At 62.7% G+C, this 21,402-nt stretch carries 16 protein-coding genes; 11 read left to right on the top strand and 5 right to left on the bottom strand.

Features of this window, described 5'->3' with window-relative positions; genetic code table 11:
- Positions 1–35 precede the first annotated feature (35 nt).
- The 5 genes from DNK49_RS13485 to DNK49_RS13465 all read left to right on the top strand — a co-directional run bounded on the left by DNK49_RS13485 (position 36) and on the right by DNK49_RS13465 (position 3,262).
- A complete protein-coding gene (locus DNK49_RS13485) occupies positions 36–572 on the top strand; it encodes an NAD(P)H-dependent oxidoreductase (RefSeq protein WP_481345233.1) in 537 nt (178 codons plus the stop codon).
- Positions 573–608: 36 nt separating this feature from the next.
- Positions 609–1,157 (top strand): sigma-70 family RNA polymerase sigma factor, encoded by a 549-nt coding sequence (locus DNK49_RS13480; RefSeq protein WP_110525398.1) that lies wholly within the window; start codon positions 609–611, stop codon positions 1,155–1,157.
- A gap of 137 nt (positions 1,158–1,294) precedes the next feature.
- Positions 1,295–2,758 carry a permease gene (locus DNK49_RS13475; RefSeq protein ID WP_110525396.1) on the top strand — a complete coding sequence of 488 codons (1,464 nt, stop codon included), beginning with the start codon at positions 1,295–1,297 and terminating at the stop codon, positions 2,756–2,758.
- A gap of 2 nt (positions 2,759–2,760) precedes the next feature.
- Entirely contained in the window at positions 2,761–3,000 is a 240-nt protein-coding gene (locus tag DNK49_RS13470; RefSeq protein ID WP_110525394.1) for a thioredoxin family protein, read from the top strand.
- Positions 3,001–3,055: 55 nt separating this feature from the next.
- The gene (locus DNK49_RS13465) at positions 3,056–3,262 is read left to right on the top strand and encodes a hypothetical protein (protein ID WP_110525392.1); all 207 of its coding nucleotides are present in this window, start codon (positions 3,056–3,058) and stop codon (positions 3,260–3,262) included.
- Between the two features lie 71 nt (positions 3,263–3,333).
- On the opposite strand, the gene DNK49_RS13460 is transcribed toward DNK49_RS13465, so the two are convergent.
- Both DNK49_RS13460 and DNK49_RS13455 read right to left on the bottom strand, forming a co-directional pair.
- A complete protein-coding gene (locus tag DNK49_RS13460) occupies positions 3,334–5,748 on the bottom strand; it encodes a Lon protease family protein (protein ID WP_110525391.1) in 2,415 nt (804 codons plus the stop codon).
- A 105-nt stretch (positions 5,749–5,853) separates the two neighbouring features.
- A complete protein-coding gene (locus DNK49_RS13455; RefSeq protein ID WP_110525389.1) occupies positions 5,854–6,135 on the bottom strand; it encodes a hypothetical protein in 282 nt (93 codons plus the stop codon).
- 291 nt (positions 6,136–6,426) lie between these two features.
- On the opposite strand from DNK49_RS13455, the gene moaA reads away from it, so the two are divergent.
- Positions 6,427–7,500, top strand: coding sequence for a GTP 3',8-cyclase MoaA (gene moaA / locus DNK49_RS13450; protein ID WP_110525387.1), 1,074 nt, complete (start codon positions 6,427–6,429; stop codon positions 7,498–7,500).
- Here moaA and DNK49_RS13445 read toward each other — a convergent pair.
- Genes DNK49_RS13445 through DNK49_RS13435 form a run of 3 tightly spaced genes read right to left on the bottom strand, consistent with a single transcriptional unit; the run spans position 7,485 to position 12,400 of the window.
- Complete coding sequence (locus tag DNK49_RS13445) at positions 7,485–8,669, bottom strand: DNA recombination protein RmuC (protein WP_243632360.1); 1,185 nt, start codon at positions 8,667–8,669, stop codon at positions 7,485–7,487. The two genes, moaA and DNK49_RS13445, sit on opposite strands and share 16 nt — an antisense overlap.
- Before the next feature lie 10 nt (positions 8,670–8,679).
- Positions 8,680–11,172 carry an ABC transporter permease gene (locus DNK49_RS13440; RefSeq protein WP_110525383.1) on the bottom strand — a complete coding sequence of 831 codons (2,493 nt, stop codon included), beginning with the start codon at positions 11,170–11,172 and terminating at the stop codon, positions 8,680–8,682.
- Between the two features lie 55 nt (positions 11,173–11,227).
- Positions 11,228–12,400 carry a M20 aminoacylase family protein gene (locus tag DNK49_RS13435; protein ID WP_110525381.1) on the bottom strand — a complete coding sequence of 391 codons (1,173 nt, stop codon included), beginning with the start codon at positions 12,398–12,400 and terminating at the stop codon, positions 11,228–11,230.
- A gap of 233 nt (positions 12,401–12,633) precedes the next feature.
- Between DNK49_RS13435 and DNK49_RS13430 the strand changes: the two genes are divergently transcribed.
- From DNK49_RS13430 to DNK49_RS13410, 5 genes are all read left to right on the top strand, one after another.
- Positions 12,634–16,053 (top strand): transglutaminase family protein, encoded by a 3,420-nt coding sequence (locus tag DNK49_RS13430; RefSeq protein ID WP_110525379.1) that lies wholly within the window; start codon positions 12,634–12,636, stop codon positions 16,051–16,053.
- Positions 16,054–16,099: 46 nt separating this feature from the next.
- Complete coding sequence (locus DNK49_RS13425; protein ID WP_110525377.1) at positions 16,100–18,580, top strand: circularly permuted type 2 ATP-grasp protein; 2,481 nt, start codon at positions 16,100–16,102, stop codon at positions 18,578–18,580.
- Positions 18,577–19,530: a transglutaminase family protein gene (locus tag DNK49_RS13420; RefSeq protein WP_110525375.1), complete on the top strand. Its 954-nt coding sequence runs from the start codon at positions 18,577–18,579 to the stop codon at positions 19,528–19,530. The genes DNK49_RS13425 and DNK49_RS13420 overlap by 4 nt, the downstream gene beginning before the upstream one ends.
- Positions 19,531–19,605: 75 nt before the next feature.
- Positions 19,606–20,517 (top strand): histone deacetylase family protein, encoded by a 912-nt coding sequence (locus DNK49_RS13415; protein WP_110525373.1) that lies wholly within the window; start codon positions 19,606–19,608, stop codon positions 20,515–20,517.
- Positions 20,504–21,343: a DUF429 domain-containing protein gene (locus DNK49_RS13410; RefSeq protein ID WP_110525371.1), complete on the top strand. Its 840-nt coding sequence runs from the start codon at positions 20,504–20,506 to the stop codon at positions 21,341–21,343. The genes DNK49_RS13415 and DNK49_RS13410 overlap by 14 nt, the downstream gene beginning before the upstream one ends.
- Positions 21,344–21,402: the final 59 nt, after the last annotated feature.

Below are 21,402 nucleotides of genomic sequence, written 5' to 3'. Positions count from 1 at the left end.
GCTTTAAGGGTCGCTGCGCGCGAGCTCCTTTAGCCATGACGAAAGAAGCTGCGCGCCATGGGCGCCGAGACTCCCATCTTCAATCCCATCGGCCTGCCGCTGCCCGACGATGCCCCCGATCCCCCCCCAAGGTAGTTGAGTTGTGCAAGCTCACGCAGTGGAGCAAGGGCATGGTATGGTGCTTCCCCGAGCGCCACGGCGTGATTTACGGCATCACGAAGACGCAGATTGACTGGATACCGCTGTCGGTCGGCGCCGTGCGCCCGACCCAGGGCAAGACGCTGGCAGTGATGCAGATGTGCGGCGGCTCGCAGTCCTTCAACGCGATCAACCTGATGCGCGTATTCGGACGCAGGATACGAATGCTGATCATCCCCAACCAGTCGTCAGTGACGAAAGCCTTCCTAGACTTCTACGACCAGGATCGCATGAAGCCCTCGGCCTACTACGACCACGTTGTGGACGTGATGGAGGAACTGGTGAAGTTCACGCTGTTGACCTGCGACATCGCGCCCTGCCTGGTTGATCGCTACCGCGAAAGGACCGCGCGGCCGATTTGCTGGCGCGTGTGAATCAGAAATCGATCTGACGATACCAGGAGTGCCCGCATGACGGTCCCATGCTTGCTCGAGGCTTGGTCGGCGCATGAAGCTGAGCTTCTGCGCTACCTTCGGCATCGCCTCCGCCAGCCGGCCGAGGCCGAGGATGTACTGCATGACCTATTCCTGAAGGCGATGCGCCAGCGCGAGCGCTTTTGCGCTGTTAACAATCCACGCGCTTGGCTGTTCGAGGTGGCACGCAATATCGTGATCGACAATGGCCGGCGCGAAGATTTCAGCCAGCCCTTGCCCGACAACCTCGTTGCATTGGACGAGGCTGGAGGCGAACTGGCGCCGGTCGACCAGCTATCCGCCTGCCTGCCGCGTGTGCTGAGTGAGCTTGCGACTGAAGACCGCGAGGCTCTCGAGTGCTGTGACATTGACGGAATGACTCAAAAGGCTTTCGCCGAGCTCAAAGGCCTGTCGTTGCCGGCTGCCAAGTCGCGCGTGCGACGTGCGCGGCAGCGGCTTCGAGCGCAGCTGCTATGTGCCTGCCAAGTCCAGCTCGATGAGGATGGAAAGGTCTGCTGCTTCGTACCGCGCCCACCGCTTGGCTGAACCCTGCATCCTTTTTCCCGCTTCAACGTCTTCATCGTTGAGGCTGGTTGGTGGCGACGGGATAGGCGATCAGGTATCGCCTGTGGGTCGAGTCGACCGAATATCAGGTTGCAGGATTTCTTGCTGGAGTGGGTGAAATGGACATGGTGCTCTCCTGGGTGATGCCCGTGCTTTACGGCGGGCTGGGCAATCTGGCCGCCTACCTCGCAGCACATGTGCTGCTGTGCCTGCTACCTGCGTTCTTCATCGCCGGCGCGATGTCGGCGCTGATTCCCAAGGAAACCGTCACCCGCTTCCTTGGGCGCAACTCACGCAAGGCAGTGTCGTATCCTGCGGCCGCCGCCGCGGGTTCGCTGCTCGCGGTGTGCTCATGTACCATCGTTCCGCTGTTCGCCGGTATCTACAAGAAAGGTGCGGGGCTCGGCCCGGCGATCACCTTCCTGTTCTTCGCGCCGGCCGCCAACATTCTGGCATTGGTTTACACCGGCGGCATCATCGGCCCTGATCTCGCCGTCGCGCGCTTTCTGCTCTCGCTGACTTTCGGCATCGGCATCGGCCTGATCATGGCGCTTATCTTCCGCGCCGACGACGCCGCACACGACCGCGCAACCGACACCGCGTTTGGTGCGCAGGGCACTGGGATGGGGCGCATGGCACTGGTGTTTCTGTTCTTATGGGTGGCGCTGTTGCTGGCGGGGACGCTCAAGCTCGACGTGCTGACGGGGACCTATTTCAACTTCAACCTGCCGATCGGGGACGCACAAGGTTGGCAAGTCATGCTCGACCGCCTGGTGCCCTACGACGCTACCAAGGGCGAGGAGGGAGTGTCGCTGCAAGGCGTAGCGCTGATCGGGCTGCTAGGTGCGATCGGCTTTGCCGCCTGGCGCGGGCTGGAGAACATCATCGACGGCACCAACGCCTGGACCTGGATCAGCCTTGGACTGATCGCGGCAACCCTGCTGGTGGCTGCACTGTCGGTGCAGCCGGTGGAAGGCGGGCTGCGCATCGGCTTGACCGGCAAATTCTTCGGCGTGACCGCCGCACTCGGAGCGCTGCACTTCATCGTGCGCCACCGTCTGAACGAGGACGAGCTGCGCGACTGGTTATGGGAGTCCTGGCGCTTCGTGAAGCAGATCTTCCCGCTACTGGTGGTGGGCGTGTTCATCGTCGGCATGATCCGCGTGCTGATCCGGCCAGAGTGGATCGAAATGGTGGCGGGAACCAACTCGCTTACTGGCAACCTGGCCGGCGTAGTGTTCGGCGTATTCATGTACTTCCCGACCCTGGTCGAGGTGCCGATCGCCAAGATGTTCCTCGAGTTGGGCATGCACCGCGGCCCGCTGCTGGCTTACCTGATGTCCGACCCCGAGCTGTCGCTGCAGAGCATCCTGATCATCTCGGCGATCATCGGGCGCAAGAAAACGTTTACCTACGTTGGTTTGGTGGCGCTTTTCAGCGCCGCTGCTGGCCTCATCTACGGCGCCTGGATCGACGGCGCTTCGCTGCTCATGCTCGCGCTTTACCTGGCGGGTTTCATCGCGCTGCTGGCGATGCTGTTGTCGGTCGCAAGCCGCCACACGTCCTCACTGAAAGGAGTCTGATCATGCTCGAAATCAAGGTGCTCGGCCCCGGTTGCGCCAACTGCCGCAAGCTGGAAGAACTCGTCCTTGAGGCCCTTGCCACGACGGGTATCGAAGCCGAAGTCCTGAAGGTCACTTCCATGGACGAGATCCTCGCCCACGACGTGCTCAGGACCCCGGGGCTGGTGATCGGTGGAAAGCTGGTATCGTCAGGCCGGATTCCGACGACGGCGACGATTGCGGAATGGATACGGGCAGCCTGAAATCGACCGTGTCAGACCCATCAATCAGACCCAAGCCAAGCCTGGAGCAACACACATGTTCCGATACCTGCTCGTACCTGCCCTGATTGCCTTGTCGCTACCAGGATGTGCCGTGATTGCGGTTGCAGACGCCGCCGTGACTGTGGTGGCCACAACGGTCAAGGTTGGCGCCACTGTGGTCGGGACGACCGTCGACGTTGCTGCAGCGGGCGTCGATGCAGTCATCAGCGATGATGAGGAAGACGAGAAGGAAGAGAAGTAAAGGCTGTAATGCAGAGGAACGTCCCACGCACTACAGCCCGTAGGCTGCCGTCCTGCACGCCCAGGTGTCGCTCAGTGCGTGCGACGGCGACGGCGCCCCTCTCCATCGCCTTCGGCATAGGCATGCCTTGCGGCAGTCATGTCAGCAAGTACGCAGGCAACCTTGTGATTGAGGGAACCCTTGGGCATCACCCCCTTCGAGTCTGGCTCACCAGCCGGCACACCGGTGAGCACCGTCATGGCTTCGTCCACGGTGCTCACCGGAAAGATGTGGAACAAGCCCTGTTGTGCGGCTTCCACTACATCCTCGCGCAGCATCAGATGACGCACGCTGGCCGCCGGAATCACCACCCCCTGGCGACCATCCAGTCCCCGTGCCTGACACAGGTCGAAGAAGCCTTCGATCTTCTCGTTGACGCCACCGATCACCTGCACTTCGCCAAACTGATTGACCGAGCCGGTAATTGCGTAACGCTGCTCGATCGGCAACTGGGTGAGCGCAGACAGCAGCGCACATAGCTCGGCCAGCGATGCCGAATCCCCCTCGACCGGTGCGTAGGACTGCTCGAACACCAGACTGGCCGACAAGGACAAAGGCTGATGCCGGGCATAGCGTGCAGCCAGAAAGGCAGACAGGATCAACACTCCCTTGGAGTGGATCGATCCGCCCAGCTCTGCCTCACGCTCGATGTCGACCACATCACCATCACCCATGCGAACGGTGGCAGAGATCCGCATCGGATGGCCAAAGCGCTCACCGGCAAGCTCGATGACGACCAGTCCGTTGATCTGCCCCGACCGGCTGCCGCTGGTCGCAATCAGCGTCGTGCCATCCAGCATGGACTCACGTACCCGTGACGGATAGCGGCTGCAACGACGTGCCCGGGCCGCAAGCGCAGCCTCTACCGAAGCCCGCTCGACACGATCAGCGCCGGCATTGCGCGCAAAGTGGTCGGCCTCACGCATCAGGTCGGACAGGCGCCGGGTCTGCAAGGACAAACGGGTGGAATCCTCTGCCAGCCGAGCCCCCTCCTCGACCAAGCGTGCCACCGCCGCGCGGTCCAGCGGCAGCAATCCGGCATTACGCGCCAGCATGGCCAGCAGCCGAGCATACTGCTGCTCGTTCTCAGGATTTCGCGGCAGATCATCGTCAAAATCGGCCGCCACCTTGAACAGCTCGGCAAAATCCGGGTCGTGCTCCATCAAGGTGTAATACAGATCGCGATCACCGATCATGACCACTTTCAGGGCACACGGAATCGCCTGGGGCTCCAGGGTCAGCGAGCCACTCCAGCCCTGCGCCTCGGCTGGCGGCTCGATACGGATCTCGCCTGCGCGCAGCGTGCGCTTGAGCCCTTCCCAGGCGAAAGGCTGGGTCAGCAGACGCTCCGCGTCGATCACCAGATAGCCGCCATTGGCACGGTGCATGGCGCCGGCACGGATCAGATTGAAATGACTGACCTGTGCCCCCTGCTGAACGACATGTTCGATACGCCCGATCAGGTTGCCATAACCCGGGTTGTTCTCGAACACCACCGGCGCGCCAGTAGAGCTTGCATGATCGACCAGCAGCTTGACCTGGTAACGGCTAAAGCGACTGCTCTCCTCGCTGTCAGCGTCCTCTTCATCCTCGTCGGCGACGATGCCATCGACGGCTGCGTCGAGCACATCCTTGGTCACCGCATCGAAAAAGGCCAGCACCTCGGGCAGGTCGGCGTGGCGCTCACGCATCTCGCGCATCAGGTGCGCGACCGCCGGCGACAAGGCTTCGTGCTCGGCCCGCACCAAAGCCTCACGTAAGGCCTTGCGCCAGCCAGGAAACTCGTTCAACAGGTCTTCGAGCTGATCGCTCCAGTGTGCGACACGCTCTTCGATGGAATTTCGTTCAGCCTCGGGCAATGCCTCGAAGGCCTCGGGGGTCAGGACCTCACCCTCCCGGGAAGGCGCGAAGACAAAGCCATCAGGCGTCTGCAGCAAGGAGATCTGCTCGGCACCGCACGCCTCACCAATCTCGCGCAGGGCTGTCTCTTCCCGATTCTTGTGCGCAGCCTGCAATGCATCGATGCGCTCGGTATGCGGATCACTACCCAGCGCAGCCTCAATCGCAGGCCCCAGTTCGCGGATGAAGGTCTGCATTTCGGACCGCAGGACGGCACCGCGTCCGGCGGGCAGCGTCAATAAACGGGGGTGCAGCGGCTCGTCAAAGTTGTGCAGATAGCACAGGTCCGGCGGCACCGGCTCGGTCGCCGCACGTTCCCGCAGCAGGCGGAAGGTGGTGGCATGCTTGCCACTACCGGCCTCGCCCAGCACGAACACGTGGTAATCGGAATGGGCGATCGACAGACCAAAACGCAGCGCCTCCATGGCGCGCGCCTGACCCAGATCGCCGGGATGACTCTCAACAGTCGCAGTGGTTTCGAACTCGAATTGTTCTGGCGCACAACGTACGCGCAGTGATGCAGCCGGCAGCGGCGCAATATCGGCCATGTTGTTGTTCTCCGAAAGCCGAAACGGAAAGATGCTCCAACCCGATCGGGAATGGACGTGCCGACATCTTTACCGTAACCGCTTCGCGCCGCAAGTCCGCAGTGCTTACAGCTTTGCGTAGCGCCGGTGGGGATCGTCACCCCATCGGGCCTCAACGTTATCGGCGTCGAATTGCGGGAACACACGATCATGTTCCATTAACAGACGCATCAGGGTCTGCGCATGCTCAACCGGAAAACCCTGCCGCTTGCCGTCACGCGTATCCGTCAGCAGGCTGGACAGAAACGACCGACCTTCCCGGCTGCCCCACATCAGGTCGATGCGCCGCAGGTGCGGGAAACGCTCGTAAAGTGCCCGGGTATCGGTTTTATAAGGGGCGAGATCCATGGGTGCATTCACTTTCTGTGTCCTTCATCACACATGCCGCTATCAAATATGTCGAAATCTGACGTTAACGGCATTTCTACTACTTATGACCTAATCTCTCACAAAAGTTCGTCTATCGCTACCGGGTGAACCCGCAGACCTGAAGCTCGCCGTGATCCGCGTCACAACTCGCCCCGGATTGGGTAGCGGACGTGATCGCGCATACTTTGGTCACGCACTTGACCGCCGACAAGGCAATATGGAACAGTCGGCGGCACGATCGGTGGAAACCGGCAACAGTCCAGAGCAGCCATGAAAATCATCCCCATCCAGCAGGCCTTCGAGATGCCTGAGCCCCGTCAATACCAGGCAGCCGCGGAGGGCCCGTTGCTCGACCGTCGTGGCCGCTCGGTGCGCGACCTGCGCATCTCGGTCACGGATCGATGCAACTTTCGTTGCATCTACTGCATGCCGCGCGAGATCTTCGACAAGGACTACCCCTTCCTGCCGCGCAACCAGTTGCTGAGCTTTGAGGAAATCCACACGATCGCGCGCCGCTTCGTCGCGCTTGGCGTGCGCAAGATCCGCATCACGGGTGGCGAGCCCCTGCTGCGCAAGGACGTGGAGCGTCTGATCGCGATGCTGGCCAGGCTAGACGGTGTCGAACTGACCTTGACCACCAACGGTGTGCTGCTGCCCAAGCTGGCGCGCACCCTTCGTGATGCCGGGCTGCATCGGGTCACGATCAGCCTGGATGCGCTGGACGACGCCACCTTCCGGCGCATGAACGACGCCGACTACCCGGTCGAGCGGGTACTTGAAGGCATTGCGGCGGCAGAAGCAGCCGGTTTCGATGCAATCAAGGTCAACATGGTGGTCAAGCGTGGCACCAACGACCAGGACATCGTCCCCATGGCACGCCACTTCCGCCACAGCGGGCATATCCTGCGCTTCATCGAATTCATGGATGTCGGCTCCAGCAACGGCTGGAAGATGGACGAGGTACTACCCTCACGTGAGGTCATCGAGCGGATCAACGCCCATTTTCCGCTGCAGGCGATCGACCCCAATTACGAAGGTGAGGTCGCGGAACGCTGGCGCTATGCGGATGGCAGTGGCGAGATCGGCGTGATTTCTTCGGTGACCCAGGCCTTCTGCTCGACCTGTACCCGGATTCGCCTGTCCACCGAGGGCAAGCTCTACACCTGTCTGTTCGCGCAGCAGGGGCACGACTTGCGCGGCCTGTTGCGCCAGGGCGCAGACGATGCCCAGCTGGATGCGGCCATTGCATCGGTGTGGCAGCGGCGTGAAGACCGTTACTCGGAGATCCGCACGGCAGCAACCGCCAGCCGCCCCAAGATCGAGATGTCCTACATCGGCGGCTGAGCCGGCCCGGACAAAGCCTCGAGTTCGTCAAGCCGGGCCGATTCGATCTTCTGGAAGTGCGCGCTGATCTTGCGGCTCGAGGTCTGCACGTCCTGAACATCCTTGCTGGCCTGATCGATGTGACGCGCAAGCGCATTCATGCGTTCATCGAAGCGGTGAAAGTCCTTTGCCAGCTTGCCCAGCGCATCCTGGATGACGTGGATCTGCTTGCGCGTCTCCACATCCTTGAGCACCGCACGTGCAGTGTTCAGCACTGCCATCAGGGTCGTAGGCGACACAATCCACACCCTGCGGCTCTGGGCGTAGACAACGACCTCGGGATGATAGGCATGAAGCTCGGCAAAAACCGCCTCGGCGGGCAAGAACATCATCGCCCCATCCGACGTCACCCCCGGCAGGATGTACTTGCCCGCAATCGCATCCACATGGCGCCGTACATCGGCCCTGAACGCGGTTTGCGCAGCACGTCGATCACTGTCGGCCAGTTCGCTGTCTAACATGCGGTGGTAGTTTTCCAGCGGAAACTTGGCATCCACCGCCACCAGCCCCGTCGGAGCGGGCAGCTTGAGTACGCAGTCGACACGGGTATTGTTGGGCAAGACCGTCTGAAACTCGAAGGCATCCGGTGGCAGCATGTTGCGCACCAGCGCTTCAAGCTGAACCTCACCAAATGCACCGCGTGCGCGCTTGTCGCCAAGCAGCTCCTGCAGGCTGACCACATTGGTCGTCAGTCCATCGATCTTCTTCTGCGCCTCATCGATGGTCGCCAACCGTGCCATCACACTGGCGAAGGTATCGTTGGTCTTGCGGAAGCCCTCGTCCAGGCGTTGATTGACCTGTCCGGCCAGGGTCTGCAAGCGCCCCTCCACCGAATGCGTCAACGCCTCGATGCTGCGCGAAAGCTGTACCGACGCAGCCGCCAAACCACGCTGCAGCACTTCACGATCGGCACGCGCGTGTTCGCCGATGCGGTCGGTCTGTCGCGACAGCCCCTCATGCAGATCACGCAACAACTCGCGATGCTGGGCAGCAAACCGCTGGTCCAGTTGCTCGCCAAGCTGTGCTCCGACACTGCGCTCCAGCCTCCGGGCGCGCAACATCATCACCAGTTGCAGCAGCACGACCAGTAACAGCAGCCCACCGATCCACGGCCCGGACTCACTCAGCATCAGATCCATATCAGCCCAAGGCCCGCAAACTGCCCAAGGGCGGTGTCGACAACAGCTTGCGCGTCCCCAGCCAGCCGCCCAGCATGACACCGACCGCCCCGACCAGCGCGGCAAGCGCCAGCGGCCACAGGCTGGGCACATAATTCATCCTAAACACGAACTGCGCCAGCGCCCAACCAATTGCGCTTGCGCCGACACCTGCCAGCACACCCGCCACCCCACCGAGTACCAGGAATTCCGCCGCCAAGGCCTGTCTGACCTGGCGATGGCGCGCACCCAGGGTACGCAGCATGGCCAGCTCATACTCGCGCTCATCATGCGTCGACTGCAGCGCTGCATAGAGCACCACCAGCCCCGCCAATACAGCAAAACCGAACACCAGTTGGACAATCACGATCAGCTTGTCAGTCATTGCCTGAACCTGGGCGAGCACAGCGCCAATGTCGATGACCGACAGATTGGGAAACTGATTGACCAACCGGGTGGTAAAGGCATGCTCGCCCGATGGCAGGTGGAAGCTGGTGATCAGACTCGCAGGGGCCGATTCGAGCAGGCCCGGTGAGGCGATGAAGAAGAAGTTCACCCGCATCGAATCCCACTCGAGCGCACGCACACTGGTAATCGGCGCCTCAATCTGCTGACCGGCAATCTCGAACGTGACCCGGTCGCCCACCTTCAAGCTAAAGGTCTCCGCCAGTCCCTTCTCGACCGAGAAACCGGGCGCACCCGCCTCACCATGCCAGCGCCCGGCCACCACCTCATTACCCGACGGCAATACACTTCCGTAGGACAGATTGAACTCACGTTCAGCCAGGCGTCGGGTTCGACCTTCTTCGTAACGCTCGATACGAATCGGTTCACCATTGATTGACACCATGCGTCCGCGGATCATCGGATTGATGCCCGGCACGTCCAGCCCTGCAGCCCGGAACGCCTCTTCAACACCTGAACGCTGATCCGGTTGAATATTGATGATGAACCGATTCGGCGCGTCAGCAGGTGTCATGCCTCGCCAGTCGGCCAGCAGATCGCCCCGGATCAGGGTCAGCAACAGCAAGGCCGTCATGCCGATGCCCAACGCCGCCACCTGAATGACGCTCCCGCCCATGCGCCGTCCCAATGCGGCAATGCCATAGCGCCAGCCGCCACCGCGCAGACTGCCAACCCCTCGGGAACGTACCGCCAGGCGCAGCACCCCCCAGGCAGCAAGTGCAAACACGCCCAGCGCCACTGCAAAACCCAGGGCCACCGCCAGGCCAAGACGAAAATCGGCTGCGATCCAGAAGATCAGCCCAAGCAAGGCGAGCAGCCCGGCCAGCCAGACGCCGGAAGACAAGGGCTCGGCCGCCGAAATTTCGCGGCGCAGTACGCGAATCGTCGGCACCGACCCCAGTCGCAACACCTGCGGCAACACAAAGCCGATCAGCAAGGCCATTCCCACCACCAGACCGTGCGCCAGCGGCAACAAGGAGGGCGCGGGCAGTTCCGTCGCCAGCAACTCACGCAGCCCGCCGCCCAAACCCCACTGCACCGACCAACCCAGCGCCGCACCCAATGCCGATGCCACGAAACCGAACAGCAGGAACTCGCCGATCACGATCCCCAGCACCCGCGACTGCTGCGCCCCCAGGCAGCGCATCACCGCGCAGGCATCCAGGTGGCGCTGCATGAAGCGCCGTGCCGACAACCCGACCGCAACCGCAGCCAGCACGACGGCGAGTAGTGCGGCAAGCCGCAGGAAACGCTGTGCCTGGTCAAGCGCGCCACGAACTTCGGGACGGGCGTTCTCGATGGTTTCCACCGCCTGTCCACGGCCCAGGTGCGCCCTCGCCCATTGCTCGTAGTCGGCCACCGCCTCCAGTGAGCCTGCAACATGCAGACGCCAGGTCGCCCGGCTACCCACCGTGATCAGGCCGGTCGCCTGCAGGTCGTCGATATTGAAGATCGCCCGCGGCAACAGACTGAAGAAGTTGGCGCCACGATCAGACTCGAAGCTGACCATGCCCGCCACCCGGAACGTACGCTCTCCCAGATCAACCGGGTCACCGACGCGCACCTTCAACTCTGCCAGCAAGCGCTCATCCAGCCAGACCTCGCCGGACCGGGGCACGCCATCTGCCCTTGCGTCGGGCAGGTTGGGGCCAGGGGCGATACGGATCGCACCCCGCAGCGGATACCCCTGCTCCACCACCTTGACCCCCGCCAGCACCGCGCTGTCATCGGTGGTCGCCATGCTGGTGAACAACACCGTGCCTGCGACCTGCAGGCCCCGTCGGCGGGCTTCGTCGGCAAAGCTCACATCCCAGGGTTGATCCGCACGCAGCAAGAGATCGCCGCCCAGCAACTGGTTGGCCTCGCGGTCCAGCCCCCGGCCGACCCGATCGGCAAGAAAACCGACACTGGTCAGACTGGCCACGGCAATCACAATGGCAAGACCCAGCAGATGAAGCTCGCCAGCGCGAAAGTCGCGCAACATCATGCGAAAAGCCAGACGGAAGATCATGCGTATTTCCTGAACGGAGAGGACAGGCCTATGGACGCCCGTCCGGCCCGAATGTTCAACGTGTTTCGGGCAGCAGGCGTCGGGCAAGCTCCACCCAGTAGGCCACGCCCACCGGAATGATCTCGTCGTTGAAGTCGTAGTTGGGGTTGTGCAGGGTGCAGCCACCCTCGCCCGGCCCATTGCCGATCCACACATAGGCGCCAGGTTTGCGCTGCAGGAAGTAGGCGAAGTCCTCTGCCCCCATGCTGGGTCTTGCATTGGTGACGACACGATCGGCGCCCACCAGAGTGCGCGCCGTTTCCGCACAGAACGCGGCTTCAGCCGAGCTATTGATCGTCGGCGGATAGCCGCGGCGATAGGCAAACTCGACGTTCAGGCCATACGCCGCCGCCACGCCATTGCACAATTCACGCAGACGGGCCTCGATACGATCCTGCACCGCTTCGGAGAAGGCACGGACCGTACCCGACAGTTCCGCCCGGTCCGGAATCACGTTGTAGGCCTCACCTGCATGAAACTGGGTGACCGACACCACCGCAGCGTCGTTCGGGTCGAGCGTACGCGATACGATGGTCTGAATGGACTGAACCAGGGCGGCACCCGCCGCAATCGGATCCACACCCAGGTGGGGCATTGCCGCATGGGCACCCACCCCAAGAATGCGGATGTCGAAACGGTCAGCACTGGCCATCACCGGCCCGTCGTGCACGGCAAAATGCCCCGCGGGCATCCCCGGCCAGTTGTGCATGCCGTAGACGGACTCCATCGGAAAACGCTCGAAGAGGCCATCTTCGATCATGACCCGCCCACCGCCATCGCCCTCTTCGGCGGGCTGGAAGATCACATACACAATGCCGTCGAAACCCTTGCGCTCCGCCAGCACCTGCGCCGCACCCAGCAACATGGTGGTGTGCCCGTCGTGGCCGCAGGCATGCATGCAGCCTTCGTGCACTGAACGATGCGCAAAGGTATTGCGCTCCGTGATGGGCAGTGCATCCATATCGGCGCGCAAGCCGATCGCACGCAGCCCACGACCACTGCGGATGACCCCGACCACGCCGGTTCCACCCAGACCGCGATGAACCTCGATGCCGGCCTCCTCCAGGTGCCGGGCGACAATGTCCGCGGTACGGTGCTCGGCAAACGCAAGTTCGGGATGGGCGTGAATGTCCTGACGAATCGCCTTCAAACGGTAATGGGCAGGGCGGACGATATCGATGACGCTCATGTTTTCGCCTCGTCTTATGGATGTTCTGCAGGGGACGACCAGTGTATTACAGGAGCGATGCACACGTGGCATGACGGCGCCGCAAAGACCCTGAACGATTACGGTGCGCCCCAAAACAGGGCGCGCACCATTCCGGTGCATCGAAGCATCATTTGCATTCCTAAATCAAACACTTACCATGGCGCGGGAATTGCTCTTGCATTCTCATCCAGCCTGACCAAGAGGAAGTCTTCATGTCGATTCACGTGGCGCTGTCTCACGTCACCACCTACAACTATGACCGTCCGATCAACCTCGGTCCGCAAGTTGTACGCCTGCGCCCGGCACCGCACAGCCGGACCCGCATCCTGTCCTATTCGCTGCGTGTGTTGCCTGAAACCCATTTCGTCAACTGGCAGCAGGATCCCCAATCCAACTACCTTGCCCGACTCGTCTTCCCCGAAAAGACGACGCAGTTGCGTATCGAAGTGGATCTGGTCGCGGAAATGGCGGTCATCAACCCCTTCGACTTCTTCCTCGAACCTTACGCGGAAACCATTCCCTTCAAGTACGAAGACTGGCAGAGTCACGAACTCGCGCCGTACTTGCTCAAACTGCCGGCGACGCCTAAGTTCCAGGCCTACCTCGACACCATCGATCGTAGCGAACAGCGCAGCGTCGACTTTCTGGTCAAGGTAAACAGTGATCTGTACCAGCACATCAAGTACCTGATCCGTCTTGAGCCCGGCGTGCAGACGCCGGAAGAAACCCTGGAAAAACAATCCGGCTCCTGCCGCGACTCGGCCTGGCTGCTGGTTCAGCTGTTGCGTCACCTGGGCCTGGCCGCCCGCTTCGTATCCGGCTACCTGATCCAGCTGACAGCGGACGTCAAGTCGCTGGATGGCCCCAGCGGACCGGAAGCCGACTTCACCGACCTGCATGCCTGGTGCGAGGTTTACCTGCCCGGTGCGGGCTGGATCGGACTCGACCCCACTTCGGGCCTGTTCGCCGGCGAAGGCCACATCCCGCTTGCCTGCTCGCCGGACCCTACCTCGGCCGCACCGATCACCGGCGCGCTCGACGAATGCGAGGTTGAATTCGAGCATGAGATGAAGGTCACCCGCATCTGGGAGGCCCCCCGCGTCACCAAACCGTATTCCGAGGAACAGTGGGTCGAGATCGAACAGCTAGGCCATGCGATCGACGCCGAACTGGTCGAGCACGACGTGCGCCTGACCCAGGGTGGCGAACCCACCTTCGTATCGGTGGACGATCCCGACGGTGCGGAGTGGAACACCGCGGCGATGGGGCCGGACAAGAAACGCCTGTCTACCGACCTGTATCACCGTCTACGCAACAAATATGGGCCGAACGGTCTGGTTCACTTCGGCCAGGGCAAGTGGTACCCGGGTGAGCAGCTGCCGAGATGGTCATTGAATTGCTACTGGCGCAAGGATGGAGAACCCATGTGGTCGCGCCAGGACCTGATCGCCAACGAAAGCCAGCCCAGCGGGGCCGATGACATCATCGCGGGGCGCTTCCTGCGCTGCGTTGCCGACCGCCTGGGGCTGTCGCCGGAATTCGTCTTTCCGGCTTATGAAGATGTCTTCTACTACATGTGGCGTGAGCGCCGTCTGCCGGCCAACGTCGATCCGTTCGACGCCCGGCTGGACGACGAGATGGAGCGCGAACGCCTGATGAAGGTCTACACCCAGGGCCTGACCAAGGTCACTGGCTACGCATTCCCGGTTGCGCGCAACCCGGCCACGGGTGAATGGCAGTCCGGCCCCTGGTTCCTGCGCAGCGAACGCTGCTACCTGTTCCCGGGTGACTCGGCGATGGGCTATCGCATGCCACTGGACTCGCTTCCCTGGGTCACCCCGGGCGACTATCCGTGGATCCACCAGCCAGACCCCTTCGACACCTTTGCGCCGCTACCCGCACACGCCGCACTGCGCCATCAGTTTGGCCCGGCCTCCGGCCTGGATGCCGCCGCATTGCAGCGCAACATCCGTGGCGAAGCCGTCCCGGGCAGTACGGCCCCACTGGGTGACGGTGGCAATGGCAAAACCCATGCTCCCGCCCGCGGCCCTGCCCGCAACCTGGCAGAGAGCAGCGATCGCCGTCCGCAAAGCAAGGAGTCCGCGGGCTGGATCACCCGTACCGCAATGTGCGCCGAAGCCCGTAACGGTACGCTCTACATCTTCATGCCGCCAGTCGCGACTCTGGAGGACTACCTGGAGATCGTTGCCGCTGTCGAAGCGTCCGCAGAATGGCTCAACCAGCCCGTCATCCTCGAGGGCTACGAGCCGCCGCGCGACCCACGCCTGCAGCATTTCCGCATCACCCCCGACCCCGGCGTGGTGGAAGTCAACATTCATCCGGCAAGCAGCTGGGACGAGCTCGTCGACCAGACCACCCATCTGTACGAAGCAGCACACTACTCACGACTCACGACCGAGAAGTTCATGGTCGACGGTCGTCACACGGGCACCGGTGGGGGCAACCACTTTGTCATGGGTGGCGCGACGCCTGCGGATTCCCCCTTCCTGCGCCGGCCCGACCTGTTGCGCAGCCTGATCAGCTTCTGGCACAACCACCCCAGCCTGTCCTACCTGTTCTCTGGTCTGTTCATCGGTCCGACTTCCCAAGCCCCCCGTATCGACGAAGCGCGCAACGACTCGGTGGCAGAGATCGAACTCGCCTTCAAGGAAATGAGCCGGGTCATCGAAAGCGCCCCCAATGGCTGCCCTCCGTGGATGGTCGATCGCCTGCTGCGCAACCTGCTGATCGACGTCAGCGGCAATACCCATCGCGCCGAGTTCTGCATCGACAAGCTGTACTCGCCCGACGGCCCCACTGGCCGCCTTGGCCTGCTGGAAATGCGCGCGTTCGAAATGCCTCCGCACGCGCGCATGAGCCTGACCCAGCAGTTGCTGTTGCGTGCGCTGATCGCCCGCTTCTGGAAAGACCCCTACACCCCGCCCAAGCTGGTGCGCTGGGGCACCGAGCTGCACGACCGCTTCCTGCTGCCGCACTTTGTCTGGCAGGACTTCTGCGATGTGATCGAAGACCTGCAATCTGACGGTTACCCGATCAAGGCAGAGTGGTTTGCCCCGCACCTGGAGTTCCGCTTCCCCAAATACGGAGATTTTGCCGTCAAGGGCATGTCCCTCGAGGTGCGCGCCGCGCTCGAACCCTGGCACGTCATGGGCGAGGAAGGCTCGGCCGGTGGTACGGTCCGCTACGTCGATTCGTCGCTGGAACGCCTGCAGGTCAAGCTCACCGGCGCCGCACCTGACCGTTACGTGGTGACCTGCAATGGGGTACCGATGCCAATGCAACCCACCGGCACAGTCGGCGAGTTTGTTGCAGGCGTGCGTTACCGTGCCTGGCAACCCTCCTCCGCGCTGCACCCGACCATCGGCGTGGATAGCCCGCTGACCATCGACCTGGTCGACACCTGGAACCAGCGCAGCATCGGCGGCTGCCAGTACCATGTGATGCATCCGGGCGGGCGCAGCTACGACACCTTCCCGGTCAATGCCTTCGAGGCCGAAAGCCGCCGGATGGCGCGTTTCTTCCGCATCGGGCACACTCCGGGCAAGATGTCGATCGGGGAAGTTCGCACGCACCCGGAGTTCCCTTTCACGCTAGACTTGCGTCACTACTAAGCTCCACGCCGTCCCTCATCGAGGGGCGGCGTGCTCATTTGCACCCATGCCTGCTGGTCTCATCGAATCCTATCCGTTCAGCGCAAACCGCTACGACGAGATGCTCTCTTCGCGTGGCGAAGCCCGTGAACACTGGGCACCGTTTGCGGAACGGCTCGAGAACTTCCCCGACGAAGCACTGATCCGTCGGGCAGAGTTCGTACGCAACTCCATCGAGTCTGACGGGGTCAGCTACAACGTCTATGCCGACCCCAAGGGGACCAAACGCCCCTGGGAACTCGACATGCTGCCGCTGATCGTCGGCTCGGAAGAATGGGCCACCTTGTCGGCCTCGATTTCGCAGCGCGCCCGCCTGATGAACGCGATCCTGGCCGATCTTTACGGTCCGCAGACGCTACTGAGCGAAGGCCTCATCCCGCCCGCGCTGGTGTTCGGCCAGCACGGCTTCAAATGGCCCGCCCGTGGCGTGCAGCCGCCGGGCAACGTCTGGCTGTTCAGCTACGCGGCCGACCTGGCACGCGCCCCGGATGGGCGCTGGTGGGTGATCGCCGATCGCACGCAGGGCCCCTCGGGTGCAGGCTACGCGCTGCAGAACCGGATCATCGTATCGCGGGCATTCCCGGACGCCTTTCGCGAACTGCACGTCAATCCGCTGGCCAGCTACTTCCGCTCGATGCAGGACAGCCTGGCCCGGCTTGCACCGGCCGATGGCGATGTGCCGCTGACCGTGCTGCTGACCCCCGGACCCTACAACGAAACCTACTTTGAGCACGCCTTTCTGGCCCGTTACCTGGGTTTTCCACTGGTCGAGGGGCAGGACCTCACGGTTCGCGACAACACGGTATTCCTCAAAACCTTGCGCGGTTTGCGCAGGGTCCACACCATCCTGCGACGGCTGGACGACGATTTCTGCGACCCGCTTGAACTGCGTGCCGACTCGGCGCTGGGCATCCCCGGCCTGCTGGGGGCCATTCGCGCCGGTCGCGTGCTGATGGCCAACGCACTGGGCAGCGGCGTGCTCGAGTCAGGCGCCCTGTTCGGCTTCCTGCCGGCTATCTGCCAGCGCCTGCTCGGCGAGCCGCTGGCCATGCCGTCAGTGGCATCCTGGTGGTGCGGCGAAGCGCCGGCACTGGAATACGTACTCGAGCATCTCGACGAACTGGTCATCAAGCCGGCGTTTCCCAGCATGCGCATGGAGGCGGTGTTTGGTCACGAACTCAAGGGCGACTCCCGCCGTCGCATGATCGAGCGCATCCTCGCTCAACCTCACGCCTATGTGGCACAAGAATGGGTTCGGCTGTCGCAGGCGCCAGTGTGGAACCGTCGTCTGCTGCCACGCTCGGTCGGCATCCGTGTCTTCGCCAGCGCCACCGGCGACGACTATACGGTAATGCCCGGGGCACTGGGCCGGGTTGCGCCCCGTGCCGGCATGGAGGTGATCTCGATGCAGCGCGGCGGGCTGTCCAAAGACACCTGGATCCGCGCCGATGCACCCGTTGTGCGCACCAGCCTGCTCAAACGCCGTCTGGGCGTCATCGACCTGGTCTGCGGTGGTGCCGATATTCCCTCACGTCTGGGTGAAAACCTGTTCTGGATGGGGCGCTACGCCGAGCGCGTCGAGGCCAGCGCGCGACTGATCCGTGCTGCGCTGCCACGCGCATCCAGCACCGATGCCGATACCGTGCAGAGCCTGGCTGGTCTGCTTGAGGCCGCCCGCGGCCTGGGCGTGCTGGGAGACATCGACGCCGATGATCGCCCCGAGAATATCGAGGCAGAACTGATCGCGGCCCTGCTCGACGACAAGCAGCCGGGATCGGTGGCATCCAACCTGCGCGCCTTGAGCTTTTCCGCCAGCCAGGTGCGCGAACGCCTGTCCTCGGACAACTGGCATGCCCTGAACCGGCTTGAGCAATTGCTATCGGAACAGGTCACCAGTACCGATCAGGCGCTGTCCGCAATCGACCGGGTCATGCAATCCTGTATCTCGCTGGCCGGTTTCGCCATGGACGACATGACCCGTGATGAAGGCTGGCGTTTCCTCATCCTCGGGCGGCGCATCGAGCGCCTGGAGGGTCTCGCCGGCCTGATTTCGGTTCCGATGTCGGCTGAACCCGAAGTACGCGAACGCATGTTCGAATGGCTGCTGGAAGCAGTGAACTCCATCGTCACCTATCGAGCACGATATCGCCGGGTGCCCGAGCTGCTGCCCGTGCTGCACCTGATCGTATTCGACCGTACCAATCCACACTCGGTCGGCTTTCAGGTCGACGTGCTGCAGAAGTATCTTGCCCGTAGCTCCCGCGAACTTGGTCACCCTTACCCGTCACTGATGATCGATCCCTTGGCACGCCGCCTGGAAAACTTCGATCTCACCCGGTTCGAGGCCGAGGACTGCGAACTGGCCCTCGGCACCCTGCGCACGCTGCTCGCCGAATCGATGAGCGTGGCGCAGAACCTGTCGGACGAGGTCCATCGCCGCTACTTCACCCATACCCTGCGGCCGATGCAGCTGCGGAGGGTTGCATGACCATCGTCCGTTACCATATCCGCCACGACACGCTCTACCGCTACGATCAACCGGTGGGCGAGTCGCGCCAGATGTTGCGCCTGACCCCACGTGAATTGCCTGGGCAGCACTGCGTCAGCCACCGCATCGAAATCGTGCCCGAACCCCAGCGTATCGAGGACTTTGCCGATGGATTCGGCAATCCGGTGCGTTCGATGCACTTCGAACGTGATCACGACACCTTGTTCATCCGCGCCGAGAGTTGGGTTGAGCTGGAGTCCAAACCCTTGCCCGATCTGGCCGCCTCTCCAGCCTGGGAAAGTGTGCGCGACCAACTCGCCTATCGGGCCGGACGCTTTCTCGATGCGGCCATGCTCGAGGCCTGTGGCTACCTGTTCGAGTCCGCACACGTGCGGGTAAAGCGAGATTTCGCCGACTTTGCCGCGACCGACTTCCCAGCCGGAGTCCCTTTGCTGGTCGGCGTAGACAGGTTGATGCGAAGGATCTTTCACGAGTTCACTTTCGACCCGGAAGCGACGGACATCTCGACACCAGTGACCGAAGTGCTGGAGAACCGCCGCGGCGTCTGCCAGGACTTCGCCCATCTGATGCTGTCCTGTCTGCGCTCGATAGGCCTGGCCGCGCGCTACGTCAGCGGCTACATCCTGACCCGCCCTCCTGCGGGTAAGCCGCGGCTGATTGGGGCAGACGCCACGCACGCCTGGGTGTCAGTATTCTGCCCCGGAGTGGGGTGGGTGGACTTTGACCCCACCAATGCATTGCTGCCCGCGCTGGAACACGTGACCATCGGCTGGGGGCGGGACTTTGCCGATGTATCCCCCTTGCGTGGGGTGATACTGGGTGGTGGCGGGCACGAACCCGAAATTGCCGTTACCATGGTGCCCGAGGACGAATTCGAAAGCCTCTACACCGATGCTGACGCCCCCGTCGCCAGCCTGCTGCAGGTATAGGTCGCCCAGGTTCGCCGTGCGGCTGGCAGCCGCTGAGCTGCGCGGGCGACCCAGAATGATTGCGACCCGACGCCTGTGAAGCTCTACTACGCCGACCATTTCGTACTACCGCTGCCGACTGGCCATCGCTTTCCGATGGTCAAGTACGCTCGACTGCGAGAGCGTCTGGTCGGATCCGGCATTTTCTCGCCTGACGATCTCTGCGTTCCGGATGCGGCGCCCGATGTTGACATCCTTCGTGCGCACGATGCCGCTTACCTGCAAAGGGTCTGCAACGGAACACTGGATACGGCCGAGATCCGTCGTATCGGTTTCCCATGGTCTCCAGAGATGGTCGAGCGCTCCCGGCGCTCGGCAGGCGCCACGCTGGCTGCTTGCCGGACCGCACTGAACGAGGGCTGCGGCGTCAATCTTGCAGGTGGCACGCATCACGCACACCGCGACTTCGGCTCAGGTTTCTGCGTATTCAACGATGCCGCCATTGCCGCATTGGCCTTGCGTGCACAAGAAAGGATACGGCGCATTGCCATCGTGGACTGCGACGTCCATCAGGGTGATGGCACTGCCGCAATCCTTGCAGGCCAGGCAGGCGTATTCACCTGCAGCCTTCATGGGGCCAAGAACTTCCCCTTCCGCAAGCAACTCAGTGACCTTGACATTGACCTGCCCGATCAAACCGGGGATGAGGCCTACCTGAATGCGCTCGATGGAGCGCTCGATCAGGTGTTCGACGGCTTTGCACCGGACTTCGTCATCTATCTGGCTGGTGCGGACCCCTACGCTGGAGACCGTCTCGGCCGCCTTTCACTCAGCATCGAGGGTCTTGCCGAGCGTGACCGTCGCGTCCTGGCACGCTGCCGGGATCGCACCACACCCGTTGCGATTGCAATGGCAGGTGGCTACGCCAACCCGATCGATGACACCGTGACGATACACTTCAATACCGTGAAGATTGCAGCTGAGTGCTATGAGCATGAACAGCGCTGAAATCGACATAAGCAGCACGATACGACTGCTCGGCGTTGACTTCACCTCATCACCACAACGCACCAAACCCATTACCATCGCCTGGGGGCATTTAAGCGCAGACGGCATTCGGCTCGACTCCCTGCTCGCCTGTCCGGACTGGCAAAGCTTCGAAAACGTGCTCGCCCAGCCTGGCCCCTGGCTGGGTGGATTTGACTTTCCGTTTGGACTACCGCGGGAAGCCGTGCTTGAGCTGGGCTGGCCAGACCACTGGCCCGCCCTCCTTGCCCACTGTACTGCCATGGGGCGGGCGCGTTTTCGCGCCACCCTCGACGCCTATCGCGAACAACGCCCGGTGGGGCGCCGCTATGCGCACCGCGCCACCGACCTGCCTGCCCGCTCGCACAGCCCGCTGAAACTGGTGAATCCACCGGTTGGACTGATGTTTCTTGAAGGCGCCCCCCGCCTGCTGGCTGCAAACGTCAGTGTGGTCGGCATGTATTGCGGTGACCCGGCACGCGTCGCGGTGGAAGCCTACCCCGGCCTGCTGGCACGACGGATCACTGCCGACTCGTATAAGAGTGACGACAAACGCAAACAGACCGCAGAACGCACCGCCACGCGTCACCGTATTGTTGACGCCTTGACCCAGGGTGAGCACCCGCAACGCCTGCCACTACTACTCGATGACTCACAACGGACGCAGCTGATTTCGGACGCCAGCGGCGACCGGCTGGATGCCTGTCTGGCGCTGATTCAGGCCGCCGGCTGCCTGCAGGCCGGAGCGCCAGACTACGGCCTTCCCGCCGGCTTCGATCCGATCGAAGGCTGGATTGCCTCAGCCTGAGTCACGGACATGCCCCAGATCCACGACGGGAATCCCGGTGGGTGAGCCCCTGAAGGTCT

This window comes from Parazoarcus communis SWub3 = DSM 12120, assembly GCF_003226565.1.
Classification (GTDB): Bacteria; Pseudomonadota; Gammaproteobacteria; order Burkholderiales; family Rhodocyclaceae; genus Parazoarcus; species Parazoarcus communis.
The sequence above is the reverse complement of the archived record's forward strand: the minus strand, read 5'-3'. Positions and strand labels throughout refer to the sequence as shown.